Raw genomic sequence first — 25948 nt, 5'->3', positions numbered from 1 at the left:
GAACAAACTTTCGAATAAGAGGTACGCTGGATCCATGACCACGCACCTCCAGGGCTCGCTCTTCGACCAGGCGGACCGGCTCCGGCTCGGCTCCCTCGACGGGATGCGCCGCACCGAGCTGGGCCGCGGGGCGTGGATCGACGTCCTGCCCGGGTGGCTCGCGGGCTCCGACGCCCTGTTCGAACAGCTGGCGGACGAGGTGCCGTGGCGTGCGGAACGGCGCACGATGTACGACCACGTCGTCGACGTACCTCGGCTGCTGGCGTTCTACGGCGCCGACGACCCTCTGCCGCACCCCGTGCTGGACGAGGCGCGGGAAGCACTGTGCGCGCACTACGCCGACGAACTGGGCGAGCCCTTCACCACGGCCGGCCTGTGCTACTACCGCGACGGCCGCGACAGCGTCGCCTGGCACGGCGACCGGATCGGACGGGGCGCCCGGGAGGACACGATGGTCGCGATCCTCTCCGTCGGCTCACCCCGTGATCTGCTGCTGCGTCCGCTGCGCGGCGGCGGCGACACGATCCGGCGCCCGCTGGGCCACGGGGACCTCATCGTCATGGGCGGCTCCTGTCAGCGGACCTGGGAGCACGCCGTACCGAAGACCGCACGAGCCGCGGGACCGCGCATCAGCATGCAGTTCCGCCCGGACGGCGTGCACTGAGGCGGAGAGGCGGCCGCTTCGGATGCGCGCGGGGGCTGCCTCCGGGGGACGGTGCCGGAGGCAGCCTCATCCCCTGACGGAACCCTGTCGTCCCTTGTCCTTCTCCCCCACACTGGGCCGCACTTGGGGGTCGTATGGACACGGAATCCGCGCGGACGACGGCCGCTCCCCGGCGCCGTGAACTGGATGCGCTGCGGGCGCTCGTCGTCGTCGGCCTGGTCTTCTTCCATGCCGCCCTGGTGTTCTCCCCGGACGACGACTTCTACGTCAAGAACGCCGACACGACGGACGCGGTGACCGTCGTCGCCGGGCTCGGCGTGATCTGGGCGATGCCCATGCTGTTCCTCGTCGCCGGGCTCGGTGCCCGGTACTCGATCCGCCGCCGCGGCCCGGGCGGTTTCGCCCGTGAGCGCCTGCTGCGCCTGGGCGTACCCCTGGTCTTCGCGACGCTCACCCTCGTGACCGTCCCGCAGTGGCTGCGGCTGCGCGCGGCCGACCCCGGCTACGACGAGTCGTACTGGAGCTTCTGGCCCCGCTTCTTCCAAGTCCACCTGGACCTGGCGGACTTCCCCTTCGTCCTCACCGGCGACCACTTCGAGACCGGTCACCTGTGGTTCGTCGTGCTCCTGCTCGCGTTCTGTCTGCTCCTCGCACCGGTGGCAGCGCCCGTCGCGACCGGCGCCGAACGCGCGGGAGCCGCGGTGGAACGCAGGCCCACGCTGCTCCTGCTGCCCGCCCTGCCCCTCGCGCTGATCAACTCCCTGGCCGGCATGGAGGAGGACTACGCGGGCTGGAATCGGTGGGCGTACCTGCTGTTCTTCGTCTACGGTTACGCGCTCGCCGGTGACGAGCGGATCCGTGCCGCCATGCGCCGCCTCGCCCGGCCGGTCGGTGTGGTCGGGCTCGTCCTGTTCTGCGGGACCGCTCCCGGGTTCCTGAGCGAGGACGACCCCTTCACCGACTGGACTCCGTTGTCGCTGGGCACGCGGGCGGTGTTCGGGGCGGCGGGCTGGTGCTGGGTGGTGGCGATCATGGGGTTGCTGGACCGGCCGCGGGAGCGCGAGGGGCCCGAGCGTGCACGCACCGGCCGGCTCCTGCCGTACTTCGCGGTCGCCGCGCTTCCGTTGTATGTGCTGCACCAGCCGGTGGTGGTCGCCTTCGCCTACGGGGTGGTGGGCTGGGACGCGCCGATTGCCGTCAAGTACGCCGTGATCGTGGCCTGTTCGCTGGCGGTGATCCTCGTGGTGTACGAGTTCGCGGTCCGCCGGACCAGGGTGACGCGTTTCCTGTTCGGGATGCGCTGACCCCTAGGCGCCGGACCGCTCGGCGTCTGCTTTGCTGGTGCCGTCGGACAAGGACCTCACCACTCGGGACGATCATGCGGGCAGCCGTGCAGCAAGTCGCCGACGGCACCTACCTGGTGCACGGAAGCAACACGAACTGGGTGATCCTGAGTGAAGGGGACGCCGTCACGCTGATCGACACGGGGTACCTCGGCGACCGGGAGCGGCTCCTCGCTTCCCTTGCGGAGGTGGGCAGTTCACCGGAGGCGGTGACGGCGGTACTGATCACGCACGCCCACAACGACCACCTGGGTTCCGCCGAGCACCTGCGCCGCACGTACGGCACGCCCGTCTACCTGCACGAGGCCGAAGTGCCGCACGCCCGCCGCGATTTCCTGCACCAGGTGTCCATCGGCCGGGTCCTCAGAAACGGCTGGCGTCCCGGCGTCCTGCCGTGGGCCGTGCACGCCCTGCGGGTCGGCGGCACCGCCCATGTCCCGGTCGCCGAACCGCAGCCGTTCCCGACGCGGGGGCCGCTCGACCTGCCGGGCCGCCCCGTCCCCGTCCACACGCCCGGCCATACGCTCGGCCACACCGCCTACCACCTCCCGGGCACCGGAGTGGTGATCTCCGGCGACGCCCTGGTCAGCGGCCACCCCACCTCCCGCGCCAAGGGGCCCCAGTTGCTGCCGGACATGTTCCACCACGACCGTTCTCGTGCCGTGAGCTCGCTGGAGATTCTGGAGGGCCTCGACGGCGATGTCCTGGTCCCCGGGCACGGGCCGGTGCACCGCGGTCCAGTACGTGAGGCGGCACGGCACGCACGGGAGCGCGCGCTCTAGAGTTCTGGCCATGGCATTGCAGATCAGCGCGACCAACCCGGAGCACCCCGCGCTCCTCCTCGAGCTGCCGTGGGACGTGCCGCTGGAGGAGTGGCCCGAGGAGTACCTCGTCCCGCTGCCGCGCGGCATCTCCCGCCACGTGGTGCGCTACGCCCGGGCCGGCTCCGAGGTCATCGCCGTCAAGGAGCTGGCCGAACGGCCCGCGCTGCGCGAGTACGAGCTGCTGCGCGACCTGGACCGGATCGGCATCCCCGCGGTCGACCCCCTCGCCGTGGTCACCGGGCGCGCCGACAAGGACGGGGCGCCGCTGGAACCGGTGCTCATCACCCGGCATCTCGGCGGCTCGATGCCGTACCGCTCGATGTTCGAGACGACGATGCGCCCGGCCACCATGCACCGCCTCATGGACGCCCTGGCCGTGCTGCTCGTGCGGCTGCACCTCGCCGGGTTCGCCTGGGGCGACTGCTCGCTGTCCAACACGCTTTTCCGGCGGGACGCGGGCGCCTATGCCGCGTATCTCGTGGACGCCGAGACCGGTGACCTGCATCCGCAGCTCAGCGACGGACAGCGCGACTACGACCTCGACCTCGCCCGGGTCAACATCAGCGGCGAACTGCTCGACCTGGAGGCGTCGGGGGCGCTGCACCCGTCCGTCGACCCGATCGAGTTCGGCACCGAGATCTGCGGACGCTACCGGGACCTGTGGGGCGAGCTGACCCGCACCTCCGTCTACCCGGCGGGCAAGTACCACTACATAGAGCGCCGCATACGCCGCCTGAACGAACTCGGTTTCGACGTGGCCGAGATGCAGATCGAGCACAACTCCCACGGCGACACGGTCACCTTCGTCCCCAAGGTCGTCGACGCGGGCCACCACCAGCGCCAGCTGCTCCGGCTGACCGGCCTCGACACCGAGGAGAACCAGGCGCGGCGGCTCCTGAACGACCTGGAGAGCTGGATGGCCACCCAGGACGACTACGCCCCGGGCGACCCCCTCGGCGCCCGCCCGGAAGTGCTCGCCCACCGCTGGGTGCGGGACGTGTTCCGTCCCACCGTGCGTGCGGTGCCGCTGGAGCTGCGCGGCTCGATGGACGCGGCCGAGATCTACCACCAGCTGCTCGAACACCGCTGGTACATGTCCGAGCGTGCCCAGCACGACATCGGGCTGGACACGGCGGTGGACGACTACGTCAAGAACATCCTGCCCAAGGCGCGCGAGACACTGCAGCCGACAGCCGAGTGACTCAGGCGGGCGGCACCACGGCCACCGGGCAGCCCGCGTGATGCAGGACCCCGTGGGCGACCGAGCCGATCCGTGCGCCGACGGCCGTACGGCGGGCCCGGCGGCCTACCACCATCAGCTGGGCCTGCCCCGCCACCGCCAGCAGCACCTGCCCCGCGCTGCCCATCTCCACGTGCTCCACCACCGGGACGTCCGGGAAGCGGTCCCGCCACGGCTGCACCGCCGCGGCCAGCGCCTTCTTCTCGTACGGCTCCAGGCCCCCGGCCTCGTCGAGCAGCTTCAGCGAGCCCGGGCTGTAGGAGAACACCGTCGGCAGCGTCCAGGCCCGTACGGCACGGACCCTCGCCCCGCGCGCGGCGGCCGTCTCGAACGCGAACCGCAGTGCGGCCGCACTGTCGTCCGGGTCGCCCAGCTGTCCCACGACGACCTCACGGCCCGCGGCCTCGGCGGCCGGCTCGTCCCCCGCTCGTACGAGGACGACGGGACCCGTGGCCCCGACGATGACCTGCTGTCCGACCGAGCCGAGCAGAAAGCCGACGACCCGGCCGTGGCCGCGCGAGCCGAGCACCAGCATCTCGGCGTCGGCCGCCGCGGCGGCCAGGGTGTCGACCGGGCCGCCTTCGAGCACGTCCGTCGTCACGTCGAGCTCCGGGTGCCGCTCGGTGACGGTCCGGGCGGCGGCCGCCGCGGCCTCGCGCACCCACCCGGCCTGGCTGTCGGCGTCCCCGGCGTCGATCGCCTCGTGCGGCTGGAACCGCCAGGCGTGCACCACCCGGAGCGGCAGTCCGCGACGGACCGCCTCGCGGGCCGCCCAGGCCAGCGCGGCGTGGCTCTCCTCGGTCCCGTCGACCCCTGCCGTGATCGGGCGTGTCATGCGGTTGCCTCCCTGTAGTGCGTCGCTTGGTCATCGCGGTCGCTTCGTCGGAACAGTCTTCACTACGCTGCCGGGATGGGCCTCGAATGGGAGCAAGTCAACGTGGACGCGGCCGACGCGGTCGCCCTGGGCCGCTGGTGGGCCGAGGCGCTGGGGTGGGTGGTGATCAACGATTCGCCCGAGGAGTTCGAGATCCGGCCGCGCAAGGACCGGCTGCCGGGGCTGATCTTCGCGCCCGTCCCCGAGGGCAAGACGGTCAAGAACCGGCTGCACCTCGACTTCCGTCCCGACGACCAGGAGGCCGAGGTCGCCCGCTTCCTCGCGCTCGGCGCACGGCACGCGGACGTCGGCCAGACGGGCGCGGAGAGCTGGGTGACGCTTGCCGACCCGGAGGGCAACGAGTTCTGCGTGCTGAGCTCGCGGCGCCGCTGACGGGCTCCGGCATCCCGCATACCTGAGCGAAGCGGGACGATCGAACATACGATGGGCGGGAGCCGGCGCGGCGGCACGGGGTCGCCGTACCCGGCATCCGATCGCTCTCGGGGTGGGAGACGTATGGCACAGGCCGCCGACGCAGCGCGGACCGTCATCATGACCGTGGACGACGACCCGGGAGTCTCCCGTGCCGTCGCCCGCGACCTGCGGCGCCGCTACGGCGGGTCGTACCGGATCGTGCGCGCGGAGTCCGGCGAGTCCGCACTGGACGCGCTGCGTGAGCTGAAGCTGCGCGGCGATCTGGTGGCCGTGCTCCTGGCCGACTACCGGATGCCGCAGATGAACGGCATCGAGTTCCTGGAGCAGGCGCTGGACGTCTACCCGGGCGCACGGCGGGTGCTGCTGACCGCGTACGCGGACACGAACGCGGCGATCGACGCGATCAACGTCGTCGACCTCGACCACTATCTGCTCAAGCCGTGGGATCCGCCGGAGGAGAAGCTGTATCCCGTCCTCGACGATCTGCTGGAGGCCTGGCGGTGCAGCGACTACCGGCCGGTGCCCAGCACCAAGGTGGTCGGGCACCGCTGGTCGGCGCGTTCCTCGGACGTACGGGAGTTCCTGGCCCGCAACCAGGTGCCGTACCGCTGGTACTCCGCCGACGAACCCGAGGGGCGGCGGCTGCTGACGGCCGCCGGGCAGGACGGGCAGCGGCTGCCGGTGGTGATCACCGCGGACGGCACGCCCCTCGTCGAGCCGGACGCGCCGGAGCTCGCCGCCCGTGTCGGGCTGGCGACCACGCCGATGGCCGACTTCTACGACCTCGTGGTGATCGGGGGCGGTCCGGCCGGGCTGGGTGCGGCCGTGTACGGGGCCTCGGAGGGGCTGCGGACCGTGCTCGTGGAGCGGTCGGCGACCGGTGGGCAGGCCGGGCAGAGTTCGCGGATCGAGAACTACCTGGGCTTCCCGGACGGCGTCTCGGGGGCTCAGCTCACCGACCGGGCGCGGCGGCAGGCGGCGAGGTTCGACGCCGAGATCCTCACCGCGCGCGAGGTGACGGGGCTGGAGATCAACGGCGCGGCACGGGTCGTACGGTTCTCGGACGGGTCGGCGATCGCCGCGCACAGTGTGATCCTGGCGACCGGCGTGTCGTACCGGCAGCTCGAGGCACCGGGCTGCGACGACCTGACCGGCTGCGGGGTGTTCTACGGCTCGGCGCTCACGGAGGCGGCCTCCTGCCAGGGGCAGGACGTGTACATCGTCGGTGGCGCCAACTCGGCGGGGCAGGCGGCGATGTACCTGGCCCGGGGCGCCAAGTCGGTCACCCTGCTGGTGCGCGGGGCGGACCTGTCCGCGTCGATGTCGCACTACCTGATCCAGCAGATCGACGAGGCACCGAACATTTCGGTCCGCGCACAAACCGTCGTCGAGTCCGCGCATGGCTCCGACCACCTGGAACAGCTCACCCTGCGCGACACGCAGACCGGTGAGACCGAACTCGTCGACGCGCAGTGGATGTTCGTGTTCATCGGCGCCGCTCCGCTGACCGACTGGCTGGACGGCACGGTGCTGCGGGACGAGCGCGGGTTCATCCTGGCCGGGCCCGATCTGACCCCGGACGGGCGGCCACCTGCGGACTGGGAGCTGGACCGGCCGCCGTACCACCTGGAGACCAACATTCCCGGCGTGTTCGTGGCGGGCGACGCGCGCGCCGAGTCCGCCAAGCGCGTCGCGTCCGCCGTCGGAGAGGGAGCCATGGCCGTGATGCTCGTCCACCGGTATCTGGAGCAGTCGTGAGCGGGCAGCCGATGCCGTGCAGCCCCGCGGAGATCGGGTCGCTGTTCCTGTTCGAGAAGCTGTCCGCCGAGCAGCTCGGACAGCTGTGCCGCGCGGGGCGGGTGGAGAAGTTCGAGCCCGGGCCCGTGTACACCGAGGGCGAGCCCGCCACCTGCTTCTACGTCATGATCGAGGGCACGGTGGTGCTCTCCCGCCGGGTCGGCGTCGACGACGTGGAGGTCACCCGCACCTCCCAGCGCGGGGTGTACGCGGGATCCATGCAGGCGTACCTCGGGGACCGGGTACGCCAGGTCTACAACAGCTCCATGCGGGTCACGGAACCCACCCGGTTCTTCGTGGTGCCCGCCGAGGAGTTCGCGGCCTTCATGCAGCAGTGGTTCCCCATGGCGGTCCACCTGCTCGAAGGCCTCTTCTTCGGCTCGAAGAACACCCAGCGGGCCATCGGGGAGCGCGAACGGCTGCTGGCACTCGGGTCGTTGTCGGCGGGTCTGACCCACGAGCTCAACAACCCGGCAGCGGCGGCCGTACGAGCCACCGCGACGCTCCGGGAGCGCGTGGGCAAGATGCGGCACAAGCTCGCCGTCATCGCCCAGGGCTCCTACTCCCCCGAGGTCATGGCGAACCTCATCGACATCCAGGAACGCACCGCCGAACGCGTCGCCAAGGCACCCGTGCTGACTCCGCTGGAAGCCGCCGACCGGGAGGACGCCCTCACCGACTGGCTCGACGACCACGACATCCAGGAGGGCTGGCGGATCGCGCCGACCTTCGTGCAGGCCGGCATCGACACCGACTGGCTCGACCAGATCGCGGCGGCCGTGGACGAGGAGATCCTGCCGAACGCGATCGGGTGGCTCAACTACACCGTCGAGACCGAGCTGTTGATGGACGAGATCAACGACTCCACCAACCGCATCTCCCACCTCGTCGACGCGGCCAAGCAGTATTCGCAGCTCGACCGGGCGCCCTATCAGGTCGCCGACGTGCATGAACTCCTCGACAGCACCCTGCTGATGCTCTCGGGCAAGATCGGGGAGCGGATCAAGGTCGTCAAGGAGTACGACCGTACGCTCCCGAACATTCCGGCGTACCCGGCGGAGCTCAACCAGGTGTGGACCAACCTGATCGACAACGCGGTCCACGCGATCAACGACGCGGGCGGCGAAGGGACGTTGACCGTGCGGACGGCGCTCCAGCACGAACGGTTGCTGGTGGAGTTCCGTGACACCGGGCCGGGCGTGCCCAAGGAGATCCGCAGCCGTATCTTCGACCCCTTCTTCACCACCAAGCCGGTGGGCGAGGGAACCGGGCTCGGCCTGGACATATCCTGGCGGATCGTCGTCAACAAGCATCACGGCACGCTTCAGGTCGAGTCCGAGCCGGGCGACACGCGCTTCCAGGTGCTGCTTCCGCTGGTCGCGCCCGCGAACGACATGCCCGAGGAGGCCGTATGACGAGCGACAACATGATCGACCCTGCTGTTCCGCCCAGTGGCATGGGATGTGTGGAGTGCGACGAGGTCGGCGGGTGGTGGTTCCATCTGCGGCGGTGTGCGCAGTGCGGGCACATCGGTTGCTGCGACTCGTCGCCGGCGAAGCATGCGACCGCGCATTTCCGGGAGACCGGGCATCCTGTGGTGCGTAGTTTCGAGCCGGGTGAGGAGTGGTTCTGGAACTATGCGACGTCCGAGATGTATGAGGCGGGGCCGGAGCTGGCACCTCCGGTGAGTCATCCGGCTGATCAACCGGCGCCGGGTCCTGTGGGGCGGGTTCCGGAGGATTGGGCTCGGGTGTTGAAGGGCTGAGCGCCTACTAGCTCGGGGGTTCTGTTTCGTGGCGGGTGCGGGTTATCTGTGGCTTGTCGCGCAGTTCCCCGCGCCCCTATAGGTCGGACCAGGTGCTGTCAGTGCCTCGTGCCAGGATGAGGGTGTGCTGGAGAACACCGCGTTTACCTCGCCCATTGTCGGCCGGGAGGATGAGCTGGCTCGTCTTTCCAGTGTGCTGGAGCGTGCCCGGGGTGGTGAGGCTCGGGCTGTTCTGGTCGCCGGGGATGCCGGGGTCGGGAAGACGCGGGTGCTGGACGAGATCTCCGGGCGGGCCGCTGCCGCTGGGATGACCGTGTTGACCGGGCATTGTGTGGATCTCGGTGACGTGGGACTGCCGTATCTGCCGTTCAGTGAGGTGCTGGGGGTGCTGGCCGCTGATGAGCGGTTCGCGGGTGTGGTCGCGGCGCATCCGGCGGTGGAGCGGTTGCTGGGGGGTGGGTCGGACGACGGTGGGCGGGTGCGGCTGTTCGAGGGTGTGGCGGGGCTGCTGGCCGATCTGGCGGATGTCGCTCCGCTGCTGCTCGTGCTGGAGGATCTGCACTGGGCGGACCAGTCCTCGCGGGATCTGCTGAGGTTCCTGCTCAGCCGCGGCATCCTGCAGCGGGCCGCGGGCGGTGCGCCCACGCATCGGCTGGCGGTGCTCGCTTCGTACCGGGCGGACGATCTGCATCGCCGGCATCCGTTGCGTCCGCTGCTCGCCGAGCTGGTGCGGCTGCCCGCTGTGGAGCGGCTGGAGCTGCGGCCCATGGCCGATCCCGACGTGGCCCGGCTGGTGCGCGGGCTGCGGGAGCGTCCGGTGCCGGACACGACGGTCCGGCGGATCGTGGAGCGCGCCGAGGGCAACGCCTTCTACGCGGAGGAGTTGCTGGCCGCCACGGACGCGGAGGCGGGCGGGGTGCCCAGCGGGCTGGCCGATGTCCTCCTCATCCGTTTCGAGCAGCTGACCGACACGGCCCAGCAGGTGCTGCGTACGGCCGCCGTCGCGGGGCGGCGGGTCGAGCACGATCTGCTGCGGGACGCGGTCGGGCTCCCCGAGGACGAGCTGGAGTCGGCGCTGCGGGAGGCCGTGGAGCGGCAACTCCTGGTCTCCGGGGACGGCGACACGTACTCCTTCCGCCATGCCCTGGCCCGGGAGGCGGTGTACGCCGACCTGCTGCCGGGTGAACGGGCGCGGCTGCACGGTACGTTCGCCCGGCTGCTGTCCGGCCAGGGGCACCGCGCGGAGACCGCAGCCGAGCGCGCCCACCACTATCGCGCGAGCCATGATCTGGCCGAGGCCCTGGCCGCCTCGCTGGAGGCCGCCGACCACGCCCATCGGCTCGGTGCTCCCGCCGAGGAACTCAGGCACCTGGAGGCCGCCCTCGACGTGTGGTCGTCGGTGGACCCGGCCGCGCGTCCCTCCGGCGAGGGCATCGACAGGGTGACGCTGACGCTGCGGGCCTCCGCCGCGGCGGCGCACGCCGGGGAGTCTCACCGCGCGGTCTCCCTCACCCGTGCCGCACTGGCGGGCATCGGCCAGGACCCGGACTCCGAGCTCGCCGCCCGGGTGCGCTACACGCTCGCCGGGAACCTGATCAGCGTCGACAACCTGACGGCGGCGTTCGCGTACAGCAGCGAGGCGCTCGCTCTGATCCCCGCCGAACCCGCCACGCGGACCTGGGTGTGGGCGGCGGCCACCCATGTGATGGCGGCCCGCCAGGTCGGCGAGACCGAGGTCGCGCTGCGGGTCGCCCGCCAGGCGCTGGGCATCGCCGAGCAGTTGCGGGTGACCGACGCCCAGGCCGACCTGCTGATCTCGCTGGCCGGGATCGAAGGCGGCGGCCGACGCACTCCCGAAAACCGCGCGCGGCTGAAGGAGGCCCGGGAGCTGGCCCGTAGTTCGGGAAACGCGCCGGTGGAGCTGCGTGCCCTGTTCAACCTCGCCATGGGCTGTTTCGAGTCCGGCGCTCTGGAAGAGTGCCTGCCTTGGCTGACCGAGGGCCTGGACCGCGCCCGCCGCGCCGGTCTGCTGTCCTCGCCGTATCCGCTCGAGATGCGCTATCTCCACCTGCTGGTGCTGTACACCCTGGGCCGCTGGGACGAGTGCCTGCGCGCGGCGGCGAGCGACGCCGCGGTGCTGCCGACGGCCGGCGGCTATACGGCGGGTCCCGCGCTGAACGTCGCCCTGGCGCGCGGCGACTTCAAGGCAGCCGACCGTGCGCGCGCCCTGCTTCAGGGGCCGTTCGACTGGATGGCCACGCTCGTCGCGGGAATCGTGCTGACGGATGCCGCCGCGCTGCTCGGCGATGCGGACGAGGCCGTGGCGCGGATGCGGTCCACCGTCGCGGCGCTCACCGATGAGGTGGGCACGCCGCCCGACGTGACGGTCCGGCTTGCCGCGCTCGCCCTGTCCGCCGTCGCCGATTCGGCCGTCGATCTGCGCCGCACCGGCGACGAGGCCGGGGCCCACCGCCGGGCGCAGACAGCGGGCGAGCTGGTGGAGTTGGCGCGGGATGTGGCCGGGCACGGCGACGAAGGCATTCCGCAGGGCCCGGAGGGTCAGGCCTGGCTGGCCCGGGCGGAGGCGGAGTGGGCGCGGGCCGTGTCCGGTGCGGACGCGGAGGCGTGGGGGAAGGCGGTGGCCGCGTTCGACTACGGCGACCCGTATGAGCGGGCGCGCTGCCGACTGCGGTACGCCGAGGCCCTGTTGGCGGCCGAGCGGCGCGAGGAGGCGGCCGTCGAGGCGGGCGCGGCCCGGGAGACGGCCGCCGAACTCCGCGCCACTCCGCTGCTGGAGCACGCGGACGACCTCATACGCCGCGGCAGGCTGGCGGGCAGTGACGACCACGCCGCGTCACTGCTCACCGCCCGCGAGCAGGACGTCCTGCGGCTCCTCGCCCTCGGCCGCAGCAACCGGCAGATAGGCGAGGAGCTGTTCATCACCGGCAAGACGGCGAGCGTCCACGTCTCCAACATTCTCGGCAAGCTGGGCGCCGCGAGCCGCACCGAGGCCGTGGCGATCGCCTACCGCCGGGGCCTGATCACCCCGGAGCCGGCGTCCGGCTGACCAGCCCGGTCAGCCGAGCAGCCGGGCCAGTTCGGTGCCGCCCAGCAGGAAGGCGCCGACACCGAAGTCCGCGGTGGTGTCGTACGTCACGGGCTGGCTGGACTCCGGGCGGTGGCCGGCCTGCTGGACGTACCCGAGGAAGCCGTCGGGGTGGACGGCGGTGGTGACGAGGCCCTGCCAGGCCCGGCACACGACGGGCAGGTGCGCGGCCCGGTCGACGAGCCGGGCGCGGAGCGCGTAGGCCGTGCCGTAGAGGAAGAAGGATGTGCCGCTGGTCTCGGGCCCGGGGAGGTGGTCGGGGTCGGCGAGGTTGACGTTCCAGAAGCCGTCCGTCCGCTGCACCCGTGCCAGCGCGCGAACGAGCCGGATCAGCGTCTCCCGGTATTCGGCGGTGTGGGGTTCGCCCGGCGGAAGGGCCTTGAGGGTCTTGGTGTGGCCGCCGGCGACCCAGCCGGTGCCCCGGGACCACACCACCGGCTTGCCGGAGGGCGAGAGGATCCCGCCGGGCAGGAACCTCTTGTCGCGGTACCAGAGACCGGTGGCCGGGTCGTACAGGCCGGGCCCGCCCTCGATCCTCTTGGTGTGGTCGTAGAGGGAGTACAGCTTGGCCCGGTAGGCGGGGTCACCGCGCAGGACACCGAGGCGGGCGAACGGCGGCATGCCCATGTGCAGGGCGTCGTCCCACCACCAGTCGTCGTTCTTCTCGGGCTGGTCCGTGTAGACCATGCGGTGCAACGACTCCTCGATGGCCGCGAGTTTCCGCTCCTCGGGCTCGATCGCGTAGAGGTCGAGGTAGGCCTGTCCGGCGTTGTGGTTGTCGGCGTGCCGGGTGGTGACCCCGCCCTTGAGGCCGTAGGCGTGCTTCTCCGCCCACTCCTTGGCGTAGGCGAGGTAGCGGGGCGTGCTGGTGAGGCGGTGCAGGGTGAGCAGGCCGCTGAAGAAGGTGGCGTTGGCCCAGCCGTTGTCGCCGGGGTCCTGGTGGGCGGTGATCCAGTGGTCGGCGACCCGGCGCAGGACGCTCACGACCTCCGCTCGCGACGGGAGTGCCGGGGCCGGTGCGGCCGCTGCTCTCGTCGTCGGCAGGAGTGTCGCGGTCGCCGTGAGGGCGGCACCGCCGGTCAGTAAGCGACGTCGGTTCATGAGTCGGCTCCTCTCGGGTACGGGTTTCACGCGCAGTCGAGGTCGTCCAGGTCCACGGCGTCCGCCATGGCCTGCATGCCCTTGTCGTTGGGGTGCAGATGGTCGCCGTTGTCGAAGAAGGGCAGGATGCGCTCGGGGTCGTAGGGGCTGCGGAGGATGCGGTCGAAGTCGGTGACGGCGTCGAACTCCCCGCCAGACCTGATGAATCGGTTGACTTCCTGGCGTACGGCCTCGGCCGCCGGGTCCCATTCCGACCAGCCCTTGAACGGTCCGACGGTGGCGCCGACGACGCACTGCCCGGCCGCGTGCGCCCGCGCGATGATCTGGCGGTAACCGTTGATCAGGTCCTGGGCGGTCACGCCCGTGTGGGCCTTGATGTCGTTGACGCCCTCGAAGAGGAACACGGTGCGCACGCCCGGCTGGGACAGGACGTCGCGTTCCAGCCGGTTGAGGGCGCTCTGGCCGAGGCCGTCGGCCAGCACCTTGTTGCCGGAAATCCCTTCGTTGGCCACGCCTTTGACGCCCGTGTCCGCCTGCAGCAGCCGGCGGGCAAGGTAGTCGGGCCAGCGGCGGTTCAGATCGGTGGTGGACTGCCAGCCGTCGGTGATGGAGTCGCCGAGGGCGACCACCGCCGCGGAGCCGGCACGGACGGAGACCGCGTCGAGGTAGAACCACGAGCCGGTCGTGCCCGTCCAGTTGGCGGCACCCTCCTCGGCGGTGTGATCGCCCTGGGTCGTGTACGACGTCGCCATCGCCATGCCGTGTCCGGTCGCCGGGCCCGCCGCGTCCGGCGTATGGATGCTGATCACCAGGTCGGTCGCGGCGGGCAGCTTCCCGGGCAGGGGGTCGCTGAGCACGGTTTCTCCGGCCGGGACGGTGACGGACCGGGCGCCGCCGAAGGTCAGCCGCCGGTTGCTGCCGCGGACCAGTTCGGCACCCGTCTTGCGGACTCCCGCGTAGGCGCTGTCGAAGGTGATCGGCCGGTCTCCGAAGGCATTGGAGAGCCGGATCCGCAGGTCGGTGCCGGCGGCACTGGTGTGCACGACGAGCCGGTAGCCGCGGTCGGCCACGCCGTCGCCCAGGCGGTCCGCGCTCGCACCCCAGGTGACGACCTCACGTGGCCGGTCGTCTGAGGCGTACGCGGGGGCGGTCTGCACCGCCAGCAGGAGTGCGCAGACGACTCTGGCGATCACCGGGCCAGGTCCTTCAGCGTCACGGACTGCCCCGGCTTCAGCTTCACCGTCCGGGAGGCGCCGCCGTACGCCACGGTCGTCGTCCGCCCGCCCATGCTGCGGATGCGCACCTGGGTCGGTGTGCCGTCGGCCCAGCGCAGGTCGACGACGAAGCCGCCGCGTGCCGGGGCCCCGGTGAGGGAGCCGGACGCGGACCAGGCGTCGGGGAGGGCGGGGAGGAGCTCCAGGTGGCCAGGGCGGGAGTACAGCAGCATCTCGAGGATCGCGGCCGGTGTACCGAAGTTGGCGTCGATCTGGAAGATGCCGCGGCCCTTGTCCACCTCGTAGATGTCGAAGAGGTTGAACGCGGTGCCGTTGCTGCCGCCGGTGGACGGCCGGAGGTTGTTGACGACCAGCTGGTAGGCCTTGTCGGCGTCCTTGAGGCGGGCCCAGCACAGGCTGCGCCAGGCGTTGGCCCAGCCGAAGCTGTTCATGCCGCGGGCGGTCAGTTGGGCGGTGGCTCCGTCGACGATCTCCTGGGGCGTGGAGCCGTCGGGGCGGATGCGGTCGCCGGGGAACAGGCCGACCAGCCCGGACAGGTGCCGGTGGGTGGTCTCGCCGAGGTTGTCCGGCGACATCCACTCCTCCAGCCAACCGGTCTTCGGGCTGACCTGCGGCAGGTAGAGCCGCTTGCGCAGACCCGCGATGGTGTCCGCGTAGCCGCTGTCCCGCCGCAACTCCGCCGCCGCGACACAGAAGGTGCCGAACAGCGCCCACACCAGCTCCTGGGCGTACGTGATGCCCTTGGCGTCGAGCGGGCCGTGCTCCGGCGACCAGTCGCTGTCGGCGATCAGCACCTCTGTCGTGGTGCCGGGGAGGGTCGTGGTCAGCAGCCGCGCCTCCCAGAACTCGCAGGCGCCCTTGAGGAGCGGATAGATCTTCGCCAGATAGGCCCGTGACTGGGTGTACTCGTAGTGCTCGTACAGGCTGTTGCACAGCCAGGCGTTGCCCGCCGGGTGCCACCACCAGCCGCCTCCGCCATAGGGGTTGGTGGAGATGGCGACGGTCCAGCCGGCGATCTTGCCGGTGGAGTTGCGGTAGCGGTTGCGCGGGTCGTTGAAGAGGGTCTGGGTGAGCTTCGTCCAGGACGGGAGCTGGGCGAGGCAGTAGTCGGTGAAGGCGTCGAAACACCGGGACAGGCCCGCCCGGTCGGCCATCCAGTAGTTCATCTGGAGGTTGATGTCCGTGTGGTAGTCGCCCATCCAATCCGGGTCGTTGCCGTCCAGCCACAGGCCCTGGAGGTTCAGCGGCAGGCTGTCGCGCGAGCCGGAGATCATGAGGTAGCGGCCGAACTGGAGGTAGGCGGCCTCCAGTTCAGGGTCGGGTTCGAGGTCGAGGGCGCGCGCCTGGAGGCGTTCCCAGGTGTCCATCTCGCGCTGCGCGGCCGTGGACGTGCCGAGCGAGAGGTCCAGCTGTCCGAAGAGGGCGCGGTAGTCGGCGATGTGGGTGCGCCGCAGGGTGGCGGCCGATTCGGTGGCGGCGTCGCGGACCTTCGTACGGGCCAACCGCTCGGGATCGAGGGACGGGTTGCGGAAGTTCGCGGCGGCGTCGGGCGCGTAGTTGGTGCCGCCGCTGACCACGACAGTGAGGTCTTTGCAGCCGGAGAAGTCGATGCGCGTGCCGTTGACGGTGACCTTGCCGCCGCTGCCGTGGGCCTTCACTGCGGCGCCGTAGCGAAGGCCGTTGGCAAGGGTGGCGCCGAACGACTCGGCGGTGGTGGGGGTTTCGCCGTGGGTGCCGGTGAGCGTGATCATTCCGGTGTAGTGGCCGCCGCCGCTCTGGGTGAAGTGCAGGACGATCACGTCGTCGGGGTGGCTGGCGAAGATCTGGCGCCGGTAGGTGGCGCCGGAGCGGACGTAGGAGCTGGTGATCAGGCCCTGGGCGAGGTCGAGGGTGCGGCGGTAGCCGGAGACGGCGCCCAGGTCGTGGTCGGGGATGTCGACGGTGAGCCTGGCGAGCAGCGTGAAGGAGCCGAAGTCGGCCCGCCCGTAGGGGAATTGACCGTCCGCGTCGAGCGTGTCGTTGAGGCCGCCGGTCCACATCGTGGCGTCGGTGATCAGCAGCAGCTCGCGGCCGGGGTCGTTGCTGGCGAGCGCTCCGAGGCGGCCGTTACCGACGGGCAGGCCCTGCTCGATCAGCGAGGCCTCGTCGCCGGGGGCCTGCCACCACAGGGAGGATCCGGCGTACTGCGGGACTTCCGTGGGGCGAGCGGGTGCGGCGGTGGCGGTGAAGGTGGGCAGGGTGCTGAGGGCGACGGCGGTGGTGAGGGAGAGGAGGGTCCGTCTGCTGGGGTCGTTCGGACGGGGATTCATGGCGGCTCCGGATGCGGGGAGGGGCACAAGGGCCTACTTCTGTACGTCGATCCGGTCGATGTCCGGCGCGTAGCCACTGGAACCGCTGTCGAACGTGAGCGTGTTCGCCCCGGCCTTCAACTTCACCGGCACATGGACGCTGTTCACCGTGGACCAGTCCCCCGTGGACGCGAACTTGTGCGAGACGGCGCCCCCGCCGTTGGCCGAGACGGCGACCGAACGGGAGTCACCGCTGATGTAGGCGACCTTGATCTGATAGGTGCCGGCCTTGGCCACGACCACGTCGTTGACGGTGAGCTTGCCGCCGCCGTAGAGGTTGCCGACCTTGCGGCCGTCGGAGCATGCGGAGCAGTCGGCGACGGAAGCGTTGCCGCTCAGCGTGCCCGCCTCGGCCTCGTAGCCGGTCCACGCCAGGGCGGTGCCGCGCGGGGTGACGGTGAACAGCCGGGAGCCGTGGGCGGGCAGCGCCTGGGTGATCTTGTCGGTGTGGGTGCCGAGGCTCTCCCTGTTCCACACGTCGCGCACGGCGGCCTTGCCCTTGAAGCCGAGGGTCGACCAGTTCGCGGTCACCGAGGCCGGAGCGTCGGACAGGTTGAACAGGGCGACGGTGTACGTCCCGTTGGGGTTCTCCGCGGCCCACACCTGCTGCGGGTCGGAGGCGGTGACCGGCCGGGCGGGCGGCGTGTCGCCCTGGTTGATCGCGATGACCTCGCGGTTCGTCAACAGGGACAGTCCGTAGGAGTCGAGCCTGGTCAGGTCGTCGCCGGTGTAGAACGGGGACTTGGCGATCGCCCACAGGGTGGCGTAGCTCTGCCGCTCGGCATTGGTGAGGCCGTCCATCTCGCCGTTGCCGACGTTGAGGGAGTCGAGGTCGTTCCAGCCGCCGGGGCCGGCGTGGTCGGTCCAGGCCGGGGTGTCGTCCCAGCGGTCGTCGACGGAGTTCTCCCAGCTGACCAGGGTGTTGCAGTAGCACTCGACGTCGGTGTCGATGCGCCAGCCGTTGGAGTACTTCTTCCAGTCCTCGACGTGCCCGTAGTCGAGGGACCAGGACAGCTCCAGGTGGATCGGGCGGCCGGCGGTGGCGATGGCCTTCTGCCAGGCGGCCACGTCGGGGACGTTGTCGTAGTTGTCGCCGCTCTTGAACGAGCCCGGCCCGACGCCGTCCAGCTTCAGGAAGTCGTAGCCCCAGTCGGCGAACAACCGCGCCTGGGAGTCGATGTACTTCTGCGCGCACGGGTTGGTGAAGTCCAGCTTGTAGGCGCTGTCCCAGCCGTTGGTGGTGCGCAGGTCATCGTGGACGATGTCGGCGGTGGTGCAGCCCTCGGCGTTCCAGATCGGGGACTTGCCGTCGTTGTACGCCTCCTTCTCCAGTCCCACCGGGAGGTAGATGCCCGCCTTGAGGCCCTGGGCGTGGATGCGGTCGGCGACCGCCTTCATGCCGCTGGGGAAGCGCTGCGGGTCGGCCTGCTGCCGGGCGTACTCGTCGAAGCGCGGCTTCCACGACCAGTCGCGCCACCATCCGGCGTCGATGTTGATGTACTCGTACCCGGAACTCCTCAGCTTCTTGGCCATGGCGTCGGCCTGCTTGATGACGTTCGCCTCGGTGAGATAGCTGTAGTCGCCCTTCGGGTTGAGACCCGGGTACTTCGACGACTGCATGCTCCAACTCGTCCAGCCCATATAGGGCTTGTCGGCAAGTGTGGGGGCTGCCGTCTCGGCGCGGGCCGCGGGGGCGGTCGTCGCGAGGCCGGCGGTGAGGGCGAGCACGCACAGGGATCTCAGGGCGCGTGCGGGCATGACGGAGTACGAGGATGACCGCATGGGTCGTACCTCCTGGGAGTGGGTGCGGGTGCGGGTGGGGGTCAGTTCGTGTCGGACCTGATGAAGGACTGGATCGCGGTGGCGGCGGCCCCGCGTGCCCATTCCTCGAAGGGCAGCGGGCGGGTCTGTACGTCGCACTGGGCGGCGGAGCCGAAGGCGGCGGCGGTGAAGGCGTCACGGATCTGCTCGGCGAACAGGTCGTAGGCGGCCAGGCCCTCGCCGGAGATGATCACGCGCTCGGGGCCGAGCAGGTTGGCCACGGTGGCGATGCCCCGGCCGATCGCGGCACCGGCGCGGGCGTACGCCTCGCGTGCTCCGGCGACTCCTTGGTGGGCCAGTGCCACGGCCTGAGCGGTGTCGGCGACCTCGATGCCCGTGCTCTCGCGGATCTGCCGGACGATCGCCGCGTCCCCGGCGATCGCCTCCACACAGCCCCGGTTGCCGCAGTGGCAGAGGGGTCCGGCCGGGTCGACGGTCACATGGCCGATCTCACCGGCCACGCCGTGCGCGCCAGCGACCACCCGGCCGTGCACCACAAGTCCGCAGCCGATGCCGGCGCCCACGGTCACCACGGCGAAGTCTGACAGCCCGGCGCCGGCGCCGAACCACTGCTCGGCGACAGTCAGGGCGCGCACGTCGTTGTCGACGGTGACCGGCAGTCCGGTAGTCATGGCGGCGAGTTCGGCGAGCGGGACGCCGTGCCACTCGAGGAACGGCGAGTAGCGGACGACGCCTTCGGCGCGGTCGACGTCGCCGGAGACGGCGATGCCGAGCCCGAGGACCGGAGTACCGAACTCGTCCGCCTCGACGAGGAGTTGCTGCACCAGCTCCGCGATGGAGGCCAGCACCGCCTTGGGGTCGCGGGCGGGCGGCGGCATACGGCGGGCGACACGGATGCGGCAGCACAGGTCGGCGAGTACGCCGATGATCTCGTCGCCGGTCAGCTTGATCCCGATGAACAGTGCCCGTCCGCCGTCGACCCGTACCGGGTTGGCGGGCCGACCGAGCGCGGGGCGTGCCTCCGCGTCCGCGTCCTCCACCAGGTAACCGGCCTCAATCAGCGGCCGTACCGCCTTGGTCACCGCAGCGGCGGAGAGTCCTGCACGCCGGGACAACTCCAGCCGGGTGAGCGGCCCTTGGGAGAGGACGGTGGTGAAGACCTGGGAGGCGGCGGGGGTGTTGACGGGGAACGTCTCGGCTCGAGCGATCGGGCGCATGGCCGGGAACCTAGAACTGTTTTTTTCCGTCGTCAATAAAAGAAGCAGGATTGGGGTCTGGGACCCGGCAGCCGGGCGTGCGTCGCGCGGCTGCCGGTGTCGTGTCAGTGCCTGTCGGCCGGTGTGTTGGCCTTGGTCACGTTGACGGCGGCCCAGGCCCGGTTCACCGTCTTGTACTCCGTGCTGTTCAGCCCGTGGAGATCCTTGGCCGCCTTCAGGGTCGCGGTGCGCGCGCCGTGGAAGTCGGTCGTGGAGACCATGTAGCGGGTCAGGGCGCGGTAGAAGATCGCCGTGGCCTTGGCGCGGCCGATGCCCTTCACCGGCAGGCCGTCATAGGTCGGCGAGTCGTAGGTGACGGTGCCGATCCGCTTGCGGCCGCTGCCCTCGGCGAGGAGGTAGTAGGCGTGCGAGGACACACCGGACCCGGCGTGCACCTCAGCGTCGTAGACGGCCGGTGACCAGTAGTCGATCGCGCCCTCAAGCACGTCGAGGGAGGGGCGGTCGAGGCGGCGCAGGAACTTCTGGTCCAGGCCGAGCTTCTCGCCGACGAGATAATTGGGCGGGTTCTTGGGGTTGTTGGCGCTGAACTCCACGGCGGAGCCGAAGATGTCGGCGAGGGACTCGTTCAGGGAGCCCGCTTCGCCGTACTGATTGCCCTGGGCGTCCACGCGGGTGGGCTCCAGGCGGGCCGTGGCGTCGACGACGCCGTGGGTGAGTTCATGGCCGGTGACGTCGAGGACGACGAGCGGCTTCTTGAACATCTCGCCGTCGCCGTCGCCGTACAGCATGCAGCCGCAGGTGGGGTCCCAGAACGCGTTGGCGACCTTGTTGCCGAAGTGGACCAGGGCGCGGGCACCCTTGCCGTCGTTCTTGATGCCCTTGCGGCCGAAGGTCTTCTTGTAGAAGTCCAGGGTCTTGGTGATGCCGTACTGGGCGTCGACGGCGGCGCTGGCGCGGTTCGCGACGGTGCCGTTGCCCCACTTGTTGGTGGAGCTGGTGAACGTCTTGCCGCGGGCGAAACTCGTCGGCACCGCGCCCTTGGCGTCCCGCGTCTCGGTGCCCCAGCGGCTGGGGTCCTTGAGGACGTAGCTGGTGCGGCCGGTCCGGGTGGTGGTCAGCGCGACCTTGCCGGCGAAGAGGGACGTGCCGGTGCCGGTCGCCGGTGCCGGGTAGCGGGCGGCGCCCGGCGCGGGGGTCGCGGCGAGGGCGCTCGGCTCCGGGGCGGTGCCGGTGGCGGGGTCGAGCGTCTCGCCTCGGTCCCGCAGGGTGTCCACCAGGTCCGGCGACAGGAACTCTTCACTGTCGGGCGTGTTGCTGCGGACCTTGCCGGTGCGGGCGTCGATGACGACGGTGCGGGAGCCGCCGCCGTCCGCGGTGTCGCTGCCGCTGACGTGCACCTCGTAGGCGAGGGCCGACGCGCCACGGCGGGCGTCGACGACGAGTTCGACGCTCTTCACCGACCCCTGGGCGACATCGGCGGCCTTCTTCTCCGCCTGACGGTCGGTCACTCGGGCCTCGGTGGCGGCGGGAGCGACGCTGTGGTCCGCGGCCCGGGTGACACCGGCGTACTTCAGGCGCTCGGTGAGGTGGACGACGAGGTCGCCGCCGAGGACCGGCATCCCGCGGTGCGCCCGCACGAACCGCACGTGCCGGGCGCCCTCCGGGTCGATCAGCACGTCCTGAGCGCGCAGTTCATCACCCGGTGCGACGCCGGTGGCCGCCGCGTGGGCGAAGGCGGCGGCGCGGGCCGCGTCGACTATGGAGGAGGCGGAGGCGGCAGAAGCGGAGGTGGGCTCGGTCTCCGTGGCCGGGCCCGCGAAGGCCGTTCCGGTGAGCCCCGTCGCGGCGGTCGTCACGGCGACGGCGACCGCCAGGCTGCGTATGTGAGCTCTGCGCACTTGAGGGTTCCTTCGTGCGAAGGCGGCCGGGGTCACCAACCGCCCTGAGGCATGGCGCGGTTGAGACGCCATGGGGGCTGGTCGGGCCCCCGGTGCGCAACCCTTCCGGATGAGTCATGTCCATGTAAAGCACGAATCGTCGGTTACATACGTTTCATGGCGATACGGTTCGCATCCGGGTGCGTCGCCAGTGGAGAGGTGATGGGACGCACGGAGGTTGCCCGGTCTCGATGTGACCGATGTCGCATCGACCGCGAGCGGGGCCTTGGAACAGCCCGATGCTCACTTCGCCCTGCCGTTCACCTCCGAGGGGGAACCCGCGCGACCTGGTGGACGTTCTCCGGACAACCCCTACCGGGGCCGGATCCACGACCATCAGGGCGGCGTCATGAGCGAGTTGGTCCCCGGAGGCAATCTGCCCCTCCCGGGCGGCGCCGTGAGCGTCCAGGTGCCCGGCCCCTTCGACGTGTCCGCGCTCGTCACCGACGACAGCGGGAAAGTCCGGGGCGACGCCGATTTCGTGTTCTACAACCAGCCGTCCGCGCCGGGCGCCCGGCTGCACGGCCACACGCTCACCGTCGACCCGCCCGGCCTGCGCACCGGCGCCACGAAAGTCACCGTGGTCGTCAGCCCCGCCGAGCCCGGCACTCCCCTGGGCCGCCTGCCCGCCCCCACCCTCCTGGTCACCGGTCAGGGCGGCCGGCTGATCGCCCGGTTCGCCCCGCCGCGGCCAGGTCAGGAGACGGTGCTGCTGCTCGCGGAGATCTACCGGCGCGGCAGCGGGTGGAAGCTGCGTGCGCTCGGGCAGGGGTACGCGGACGGACTGGCCGGACTCGCCCGGGACTTCGGGGTCGACGTCACCGAGGACAGCGCGCCCACTGCGGCACCGCCGGCCCGCTCCGGCACGGCGCCCACGTCGCCGTTTCCCGCGCCGCAGCGTCCCGCCACCGCGCCACACCAACGCGCTGCCGCGCCGCACCGTCCCGCCACCGCACCACATCGGCCCGCTACCGCGCCGCCTACTCCTTTCCCTGCACCACACCGCCCCACTGCCGCACCCCTCACCCCCTCCGCCACGCCACCCCGCCCCTCTCACCCGGCCCCCGACCCCGACCCCAACCCCGACGGCTTCCTCCCCCTCGTCAACTCCGCACGCGCCAGGGCCGGTTCGCCGCCCGTTTCTCTCGACGCGCGCCTGACGTCCGCCGCGCGAGCGCACGCCTCCGCCATGGCCGCGGCAGGGCAGCTCGGTGTCGAAGGCCGGGACGGTGTCTCCGTCTACCAGCGCGTCACCGCGACCGGATTCACGTATGTCACGGTCGGCGAGCACCTGGTCTCCGGGCCGCGCACGCCCGCCGAGTTCGTGGACTACTGCCTGGGTTCGCGGGAGCCCAGCCGCACGCTGCACGACCCGGCGTTCACCCACGCGGGCCTGGCGTACGTCACCGGGGGCCGCTCCGGCGACACGTACTGGACCGCGCTGTGGGCCAGGCCGCTGACACCGCAGGAGCTGGCACGGACGGCGGCAGACGTCGTCGAGCTCACCAACCGGGAGCGTGCCGGGGCAGGTCTGCCGCCGCTGGCCGTGGACCCGGTGCTCACGACCGCGGCGCAGGCGCACAGCGCGGACATGATCGCCCGGGCGTTCTACTCGCACACCTCGCCCGACGGCAGCCAGCCCTGGGACCGGGCCGCCGCCGCGGGCTCCGCCCGGCGCTCGATCGGCGAGAACATAGCCTGCGGCCAGCGCTCCCCGGCCGAGGTGGTGGAGGGCTGGATGAACAGTCCGGGACATCGGGCCAACATCCTCAAGCCCACGTTCACCCACATCGGCGTCGGCTTCGCGGGCGGCGGCGCGGCGGGCACGTACTGGACGCAGCTTTTCGGCGCCTGACGTAAACCCGTGGAAGAGCCATGCCCCGCGATCTTGGCGGAAGGACCGGCTCCGGGAAAGGATGCCGATATGAAGGGTGATCTGTTTTCCAGCGAGCACATGGTCCAGCCCGCCGCAGCGCCGGGCATGACGATCGAGAACGCCAAGTGCATCAAGTACGCGGTGAACGGCGAGATGATGGCGCGTCAGGGCGCGATGATCGCCTATCGGGGCAACCTCCAGTTCGAGCGCAAGGGCCAGGGCATGGGCGGGATGCTCAAGCGCGCGGTGACGGGCGAGGGGCTTCCGCTGATGGCGGTGCGCGGACAGGGCGAGGCCTGGTTCGCACACGAGGCGCAGAACTGCTTCGTCGTCGATGTGAACCCTGGTGACGAGTTCACCGTCAACGGCCGCAACGTGCTGTGCTTCGACGCGTCACTGTCGTATCGGATCGCGACCGTGAAGGGCGCGGGCATGACGGGCGGCGGCCTGTTCAACAGCGTCTTCTCCGGGCAGGGCAGGCTGGGCCTGGTGTGCGACGGAAACCCGCTGGTCATCCCGGTCTCGCCGCAGTATCCGGTGTACGTCGACACGGACGCGATCGTCGGCTGGACCGCTGGCCTGCAGACCTCGCTGCACCGTTCGCAGTCCATCGGGTCGATGCTGCGCGGCGGTTCCGGGGAAGCGGTGCAGCTGATGCTGCAGGGCCAGGGCCATGTCGTCGTGCGACCGAGCGAGCTGACACCGCAGAAGGCGCAGCAGCACTGAGACAAGCGAAAACTCAGGCGATGCCCTGGCCCCTGGGCCAGGGTTCCCTCACTGCCGCCGAGCGGGCTGGGCGGCCCGATGAGGCGGCGCGCTCGGGACTCGCGGTCGCCGAGGCGCAGCGCCGGCTGGGCCGGGAGGGCGACGCGGACCGGGCGTGGAAGGCGAGTTATCGCGCGGCCCGGGAGGCCGGGGATCCCGCAGCGATGGCCTGGGCGCTGTGGAGCGGCGGCACCCTGGCCCGGCAGCGCGGCGCGTTCACCCTGGCCCGGCGGCTTCTGGAGCTCGCGGCCGAACTCGCCGAACTGGCCCGGGCGTCGGAGCGGACAGGACTGTGGCGCGCGCGGGAGATGGTGGCTCGGGCGCAGCGGGAGTTCGGGGGCGCGGAGGGCGTACGGTGACGGCGCGCGGCTTGGTGGTGGAGTCACCGTCCTCGGCGTACGCCGTCGGGAGAGCGCCGTCGACGAGGTGCGGTCACTGATCGGCTTCCTGGTGCGGCGCGGCCTTTGATACCGAGTTGACCTGCGCCACGTCTCGGGTGAGGGTTCGATGCGGACGCGGACTCAGTCACCCGCGCCGAAAGGTGATGGTCATGATCGGGATCACGGACATCGAGGCCATCGAGGCCGCCGCCGCACGGATCGCCGGACACGTCGTCCGCACCCCCACCGTGCCCAGCCCGGGCCTGTCCGCGCTGCTCGGCGCCCCGGTCACCGCGAAGCTCGAAGTCCTGCAGCGCACCGGGTCGTTCAAGGCCCGGGGCGCGACGGCGAAGCTGCTCTCGCTGAGCGAGGCCGAGCGGGCCGCCGGGGTCGTGGCGGTCAGCGGCGGCAACCACGGCATCGCGCTCGCGGTCATGGCCGCCGCCCTCGATGTGAAGGCCACGGTCGTGATGCCGCGCTCGGCGCCGGCCCATGCCGTCGAGACCGCCCGGGACGCGGGCGCCTCGGTGCGGCTGACCGATGACATGGACGGCGCGTTCTCGCTGGTGACGCGGCTCAGGGACGAGGGGTTGACCCTGGTCCACCCGTTCGACGACCCGGTGGTGATCGCCGGACAGGGCACCGTCGGGCTGGAGCTCGCGGACGACGCCGGAGAACTGACCGATGTCCTGGTGAGCGTCGGGGGCGGTGGGCTGATCGCCGGTGTGGCGGCGGCGCTGCGTGCCCGCCGGCCCGGCGTGCGGGTGTGGGGAGTGGAGACCGAGGGCGCGCAGGCGATGTCCGAGGCGCTGGCGGCGGGCGGACCGGTACCGGTGGCGCTCTCGTCGATCGTGTCCACGCTCAGCGCCCCGTCCGTGTCGCAGCTGACGTACAACCATGTGTCCGCCCTGGTCACCGAGGTGCTCGTGGTTCCGGACCGGGAGGCCGTGCGGGGCGTACTCGACCTCGCCGACCACGCCAAGCTCTGGACCGAGCCGGCCGCCGGATGTCTGCTGCCCGCGGCCCGCCGGGTCCTGGGGCGGGTGGGCGAGGGGGCACGGCTCGGTCTGGTGGTGTGCGGCGGCAACGCGACGACCGGGGACGTGATGCGGTGGACGGAGCGCTTCGGTCTGCGCTGAGCGCATCCCGGTCGAATTCCCCATGGAATACGGCATGTTCCGCACACCTCGGGCGCAAGACGAAAGAAGGTGACCAGAGTTGCGGATTCGTTGAACGCACACCAATGCACCTGTCGTACC

Annotated in this window: 19 protein-coding genes and 1 pseudogene; 13 read left to right on the top strand and 7 right to left on the bottom strand. The window is 71.2% G+C overall.

The features are described from left to right. Positions 1-34: 34 nt before the first annotated feature. The 4 genes from OG828_RS45565 to OG828_RS45550 all read left to right on the top strand — a co-directional run bounded on the left by OG828_RS45565 (position 35) and on the right by OG828_RS45550 (position 4032). Positions 35-664 (top strand): alpha-ketoglutarate-dependent dioxygenase AlkB family protein, encoded by a 630-nt coding sequence (locus OG828_RS45565; RefSeq protein ID WP_328504467.1) that lies wholly within the window; start codon positions 35-37, stop codon positions 662-664. Between the two features lie 134 nt (positions 665-798). Continuing rightward, complete coding sequence (locus OG828_RS45560; protein ID WP_328441987.1) at positions 799-1968, top strand: acyltransferase family protein; 1170 nt, start codon at positions 799-801, stop codon at positions 1966-1968. A 74-nt stretch (positions 1969-2042) separates the two neighbouring features. Further along, on the top strand, positions 2043-2789 hold the full coding sequence (locus OG828_RS45555; protein ID WP_328504466.1) for an MBL fold metallo-hydrolase: 747 nt from the start codon (positions 2043-2045) through the stop codon (positions 2787-2789). Between the two features lie 10 nt (positions 2790-2799). After that, positions 2800-4032 carry a DUF4032 domain-containing protein gene (locus OG828_RS45550; protein WP_328441985.1) on the top strand — a complete coding sequence of 411 codons (1233 nt, stop codon included), beginning with the start codon at positions 2800-2802 and terminating at the stop codon, positions 4030-4032. Between the two features lies 1 nt (position 4033). Here OG828_RS45550 and OG828_RS45545 read toward each other — a convergent pair whose 3' ends face one another. Beyond that, positions 4034-4906, bottom strand: coding sequence for a universal stress protein (locus tag OG828_RS45545; RefSeq protein WP_328370671.1), 873 nt, complete (start codon positions 4904-4906; stop codon positions 4034-4036). A gap of 75 nt (positions 4907-4981) precedes the next feature. On the opposite strand from OG828_RS45545, the gene OG828_RS45540 reads away from it, so the two are divergent. From OG828_RS45540 to OG828_RS45520, 5 genes are all read left to right on the top strand, one after another. Beyond that, positions 4982-5338, top strand: a complete 357-nt coding sequence (locus OG828_RS45540; protein ID WP_328370668.1) for a VOC family protein — start codon at positions 4982-4984, stop codon at positions 5336-5338. A 123-nt stretch (positions 5339-5461) separates the two neighbouring features. Next, on the top strand, positions 5462-7138 hold the full coding sequence (locus tag OG828_RS45535; RefSeq protein WP_328504465.1) for an FAD-dependent oxidoreductase: 1677 nt from the start codon (positions 5462-5464) through the stop codon (positions 7136-7138). After that, the gene (locus OG828_RS45530) at positions 7135-8592 is read left to right on the top strand and encodes an ATP-binding protein (protein ID WP_328504464.1); all 1458 of its coding nucleotides are present in this window, start codon (positions 7135-7137) and stop codon (positions 8590-8592) included. The genes OG828_RS45535 and OG828_RS45530 overlap by 4 nt, the downstream gene beginning before the upstream one ends. Continuing rightward, positions 8589-8942 (top strand): UBP-type zinc finger domain-containing protein, encoded by a 354-nt coding sequence (locus OG828_RS45525; protein WP_328370659.1) that lies wholly within the window; start codon positions 8589-8591, stop codon positions 8940-8942. Before OG828_RS45530 ends, OG828_RS45525 begins: the two co-directional genes overlap by 4 nt. A gap of 127 nt (positions 8943-9069) precedes the next feature. Continuing rightward, positions 9070-12009: a helix-turn-helix transcriptional regulator gene (locus tag OG828_RS45520; RefSeq protein ID WP_328505050.1), complete on the top strand. Its 2940-nt coding sequence runs from the start codon at positions 9070-9072 to the stop codon at positions 12007-12009. A 9-nt stretch (positions 12010-12018) separates the two neighbouring features. Here OG828_RS45520 and OG828_RS45515 read toward each other — a convergent pair whose 3' ends face one another. The 6 genes from OG828_RS45515 to OG828_RS45490 form a co-directional block, all read right to left on the bottom strand. After that, the gene (locus OG828_RS45515; RefSeq protein ID WP_328504463.1) at positions 12019-13149 is read right to left on the bottom strand and encodes a glycoside hydrolase family 88/105 protein; all 1131 of its coding nucleotides are present in this window, start codon (positions 13147-13149) and stop codon (positions 12019-12021) included. A 26-nt stretch (positions 13150-13175) separates the two neighbouring features. Continuing rightward, entirely contained in the window at positions 13176-14342 is a 1167-nt protein-coding gene (locus tag OG828_RS45510) for an SGNH/GDSL hydrolase family protein (protein ID WP_443060248.1), read from the bottom strand. Then, positions 14339-16693, bottom strand: a complete 2355-nt coding sequence (locus OG828_RS45505; RefSeq protein WP_328504462.1) for a glycosyl hydrolase family 95 catalytic domain-containing protein — start codon at positions 16691-16693, stop codon at positions 14339-14341. Before OG828_RS45505 ends, OG828_RS45510 begins: the two co-directional genes overlap by 4 nt. Positions 16694-16726: 33 nt before the next feature. Further along, on the bottom strand, positions 16727-18514 hold the full coding sequence (locus OG828_RS45500; protein ID WP_328504461.1) for an alpha-galactosidase D: 1788 nt from the start codon (positions 18512-18514) through the stop codon (positions 16727-16729). A 41-nt stretch (positions 18515-18555) separates the two neighbouring features. Further along, complete coding sequence (locus OG828_RS45495) at positions 18556-19731, bottom strand: ROK family transcriptional regulator (protein WP_328504460.1); 1176 nt, start codon at positions 19729-19731, stop codon at positions 18556-18558. 104 nt (positions 19732-19835) lie between these two features. Then, the gene (locus OG828_RS45490; protein WP_328504459.1) at positions 19836-21629 is read right to left on the bottom strand and encodes a M4 family metallopeptidase; all 1794 of its coding nucleotides are present in this window, start codon (positions 21627-21629) and stop codon (positions 19836-19838) included. A 388-nt stretch (positions 21630-22017) separates the two neighbouring features. Between OG828_RS45490 and OG828_RS45485 the strand changes: the two genes are divergently transcribed. The 4 genes and pseudogenes from OG828_RS45485 to OG828_RS45470 all read left to right on the top strand — a co-directional run bounded on the left by OG828_RS45485 (position 22018) and on the right by OG828_RS45470 (position 25828). Further along, positions 22018-23523 (top strand): CAP domain-containing protein, encoded by a 1506-nt coding sequence (locus OG828_RS45485; RefSeq protein ID WP_328505049.1) that lies wholly within the window; start codon positions 22018-22020, stop codon positions 23521-23523. Between the two features lie 69 nt (positions 23524-23592). Then, on the top strand, positions 23593-24270 hold the full coding sequence (locus OG828_RS45480; protein ID WP_328370639.1) for an AIM24 family protein: 678 nt from the start codon (positions 23593-23595) through the stop codon (positions 24268-24270). 20 nt (positions 24271-24290) lie between these two features. Then, a pseudogene (locus OG828_RS45475) lies at positions 24291-24572 on the top strand (tetratricopeptide repeat protein); the annotation flags it as partial. Between the two features lie 287 nt (positions 24573-24859). Beyond that, positions 24860-25828 carry a threonine/serine dehydratase gene (locus OG828_RS45470; RefSeq protein WP_328504458.1) on the top strand — a complete coding sequence of 323 codons (969 nt, stop codon included), beginning with the start codon at positions 24860-24862 and terminating at the stop codon, positions 25826-25828. Positions 25829-25948: the final 120 nt, after the last annotated feature.

It is taken from the genome of Streptomyces sp. NBC_00457 (assembly GCF_036014015.1).
Lineage (GTDB): Bacteria > Actinomycetota > Actinomycetes > Streptomycetales > Streptomycetaceae > Streptomyces.
This window is presented reverse-complemented; position numbering and strand designations above follow the sequence as displayed.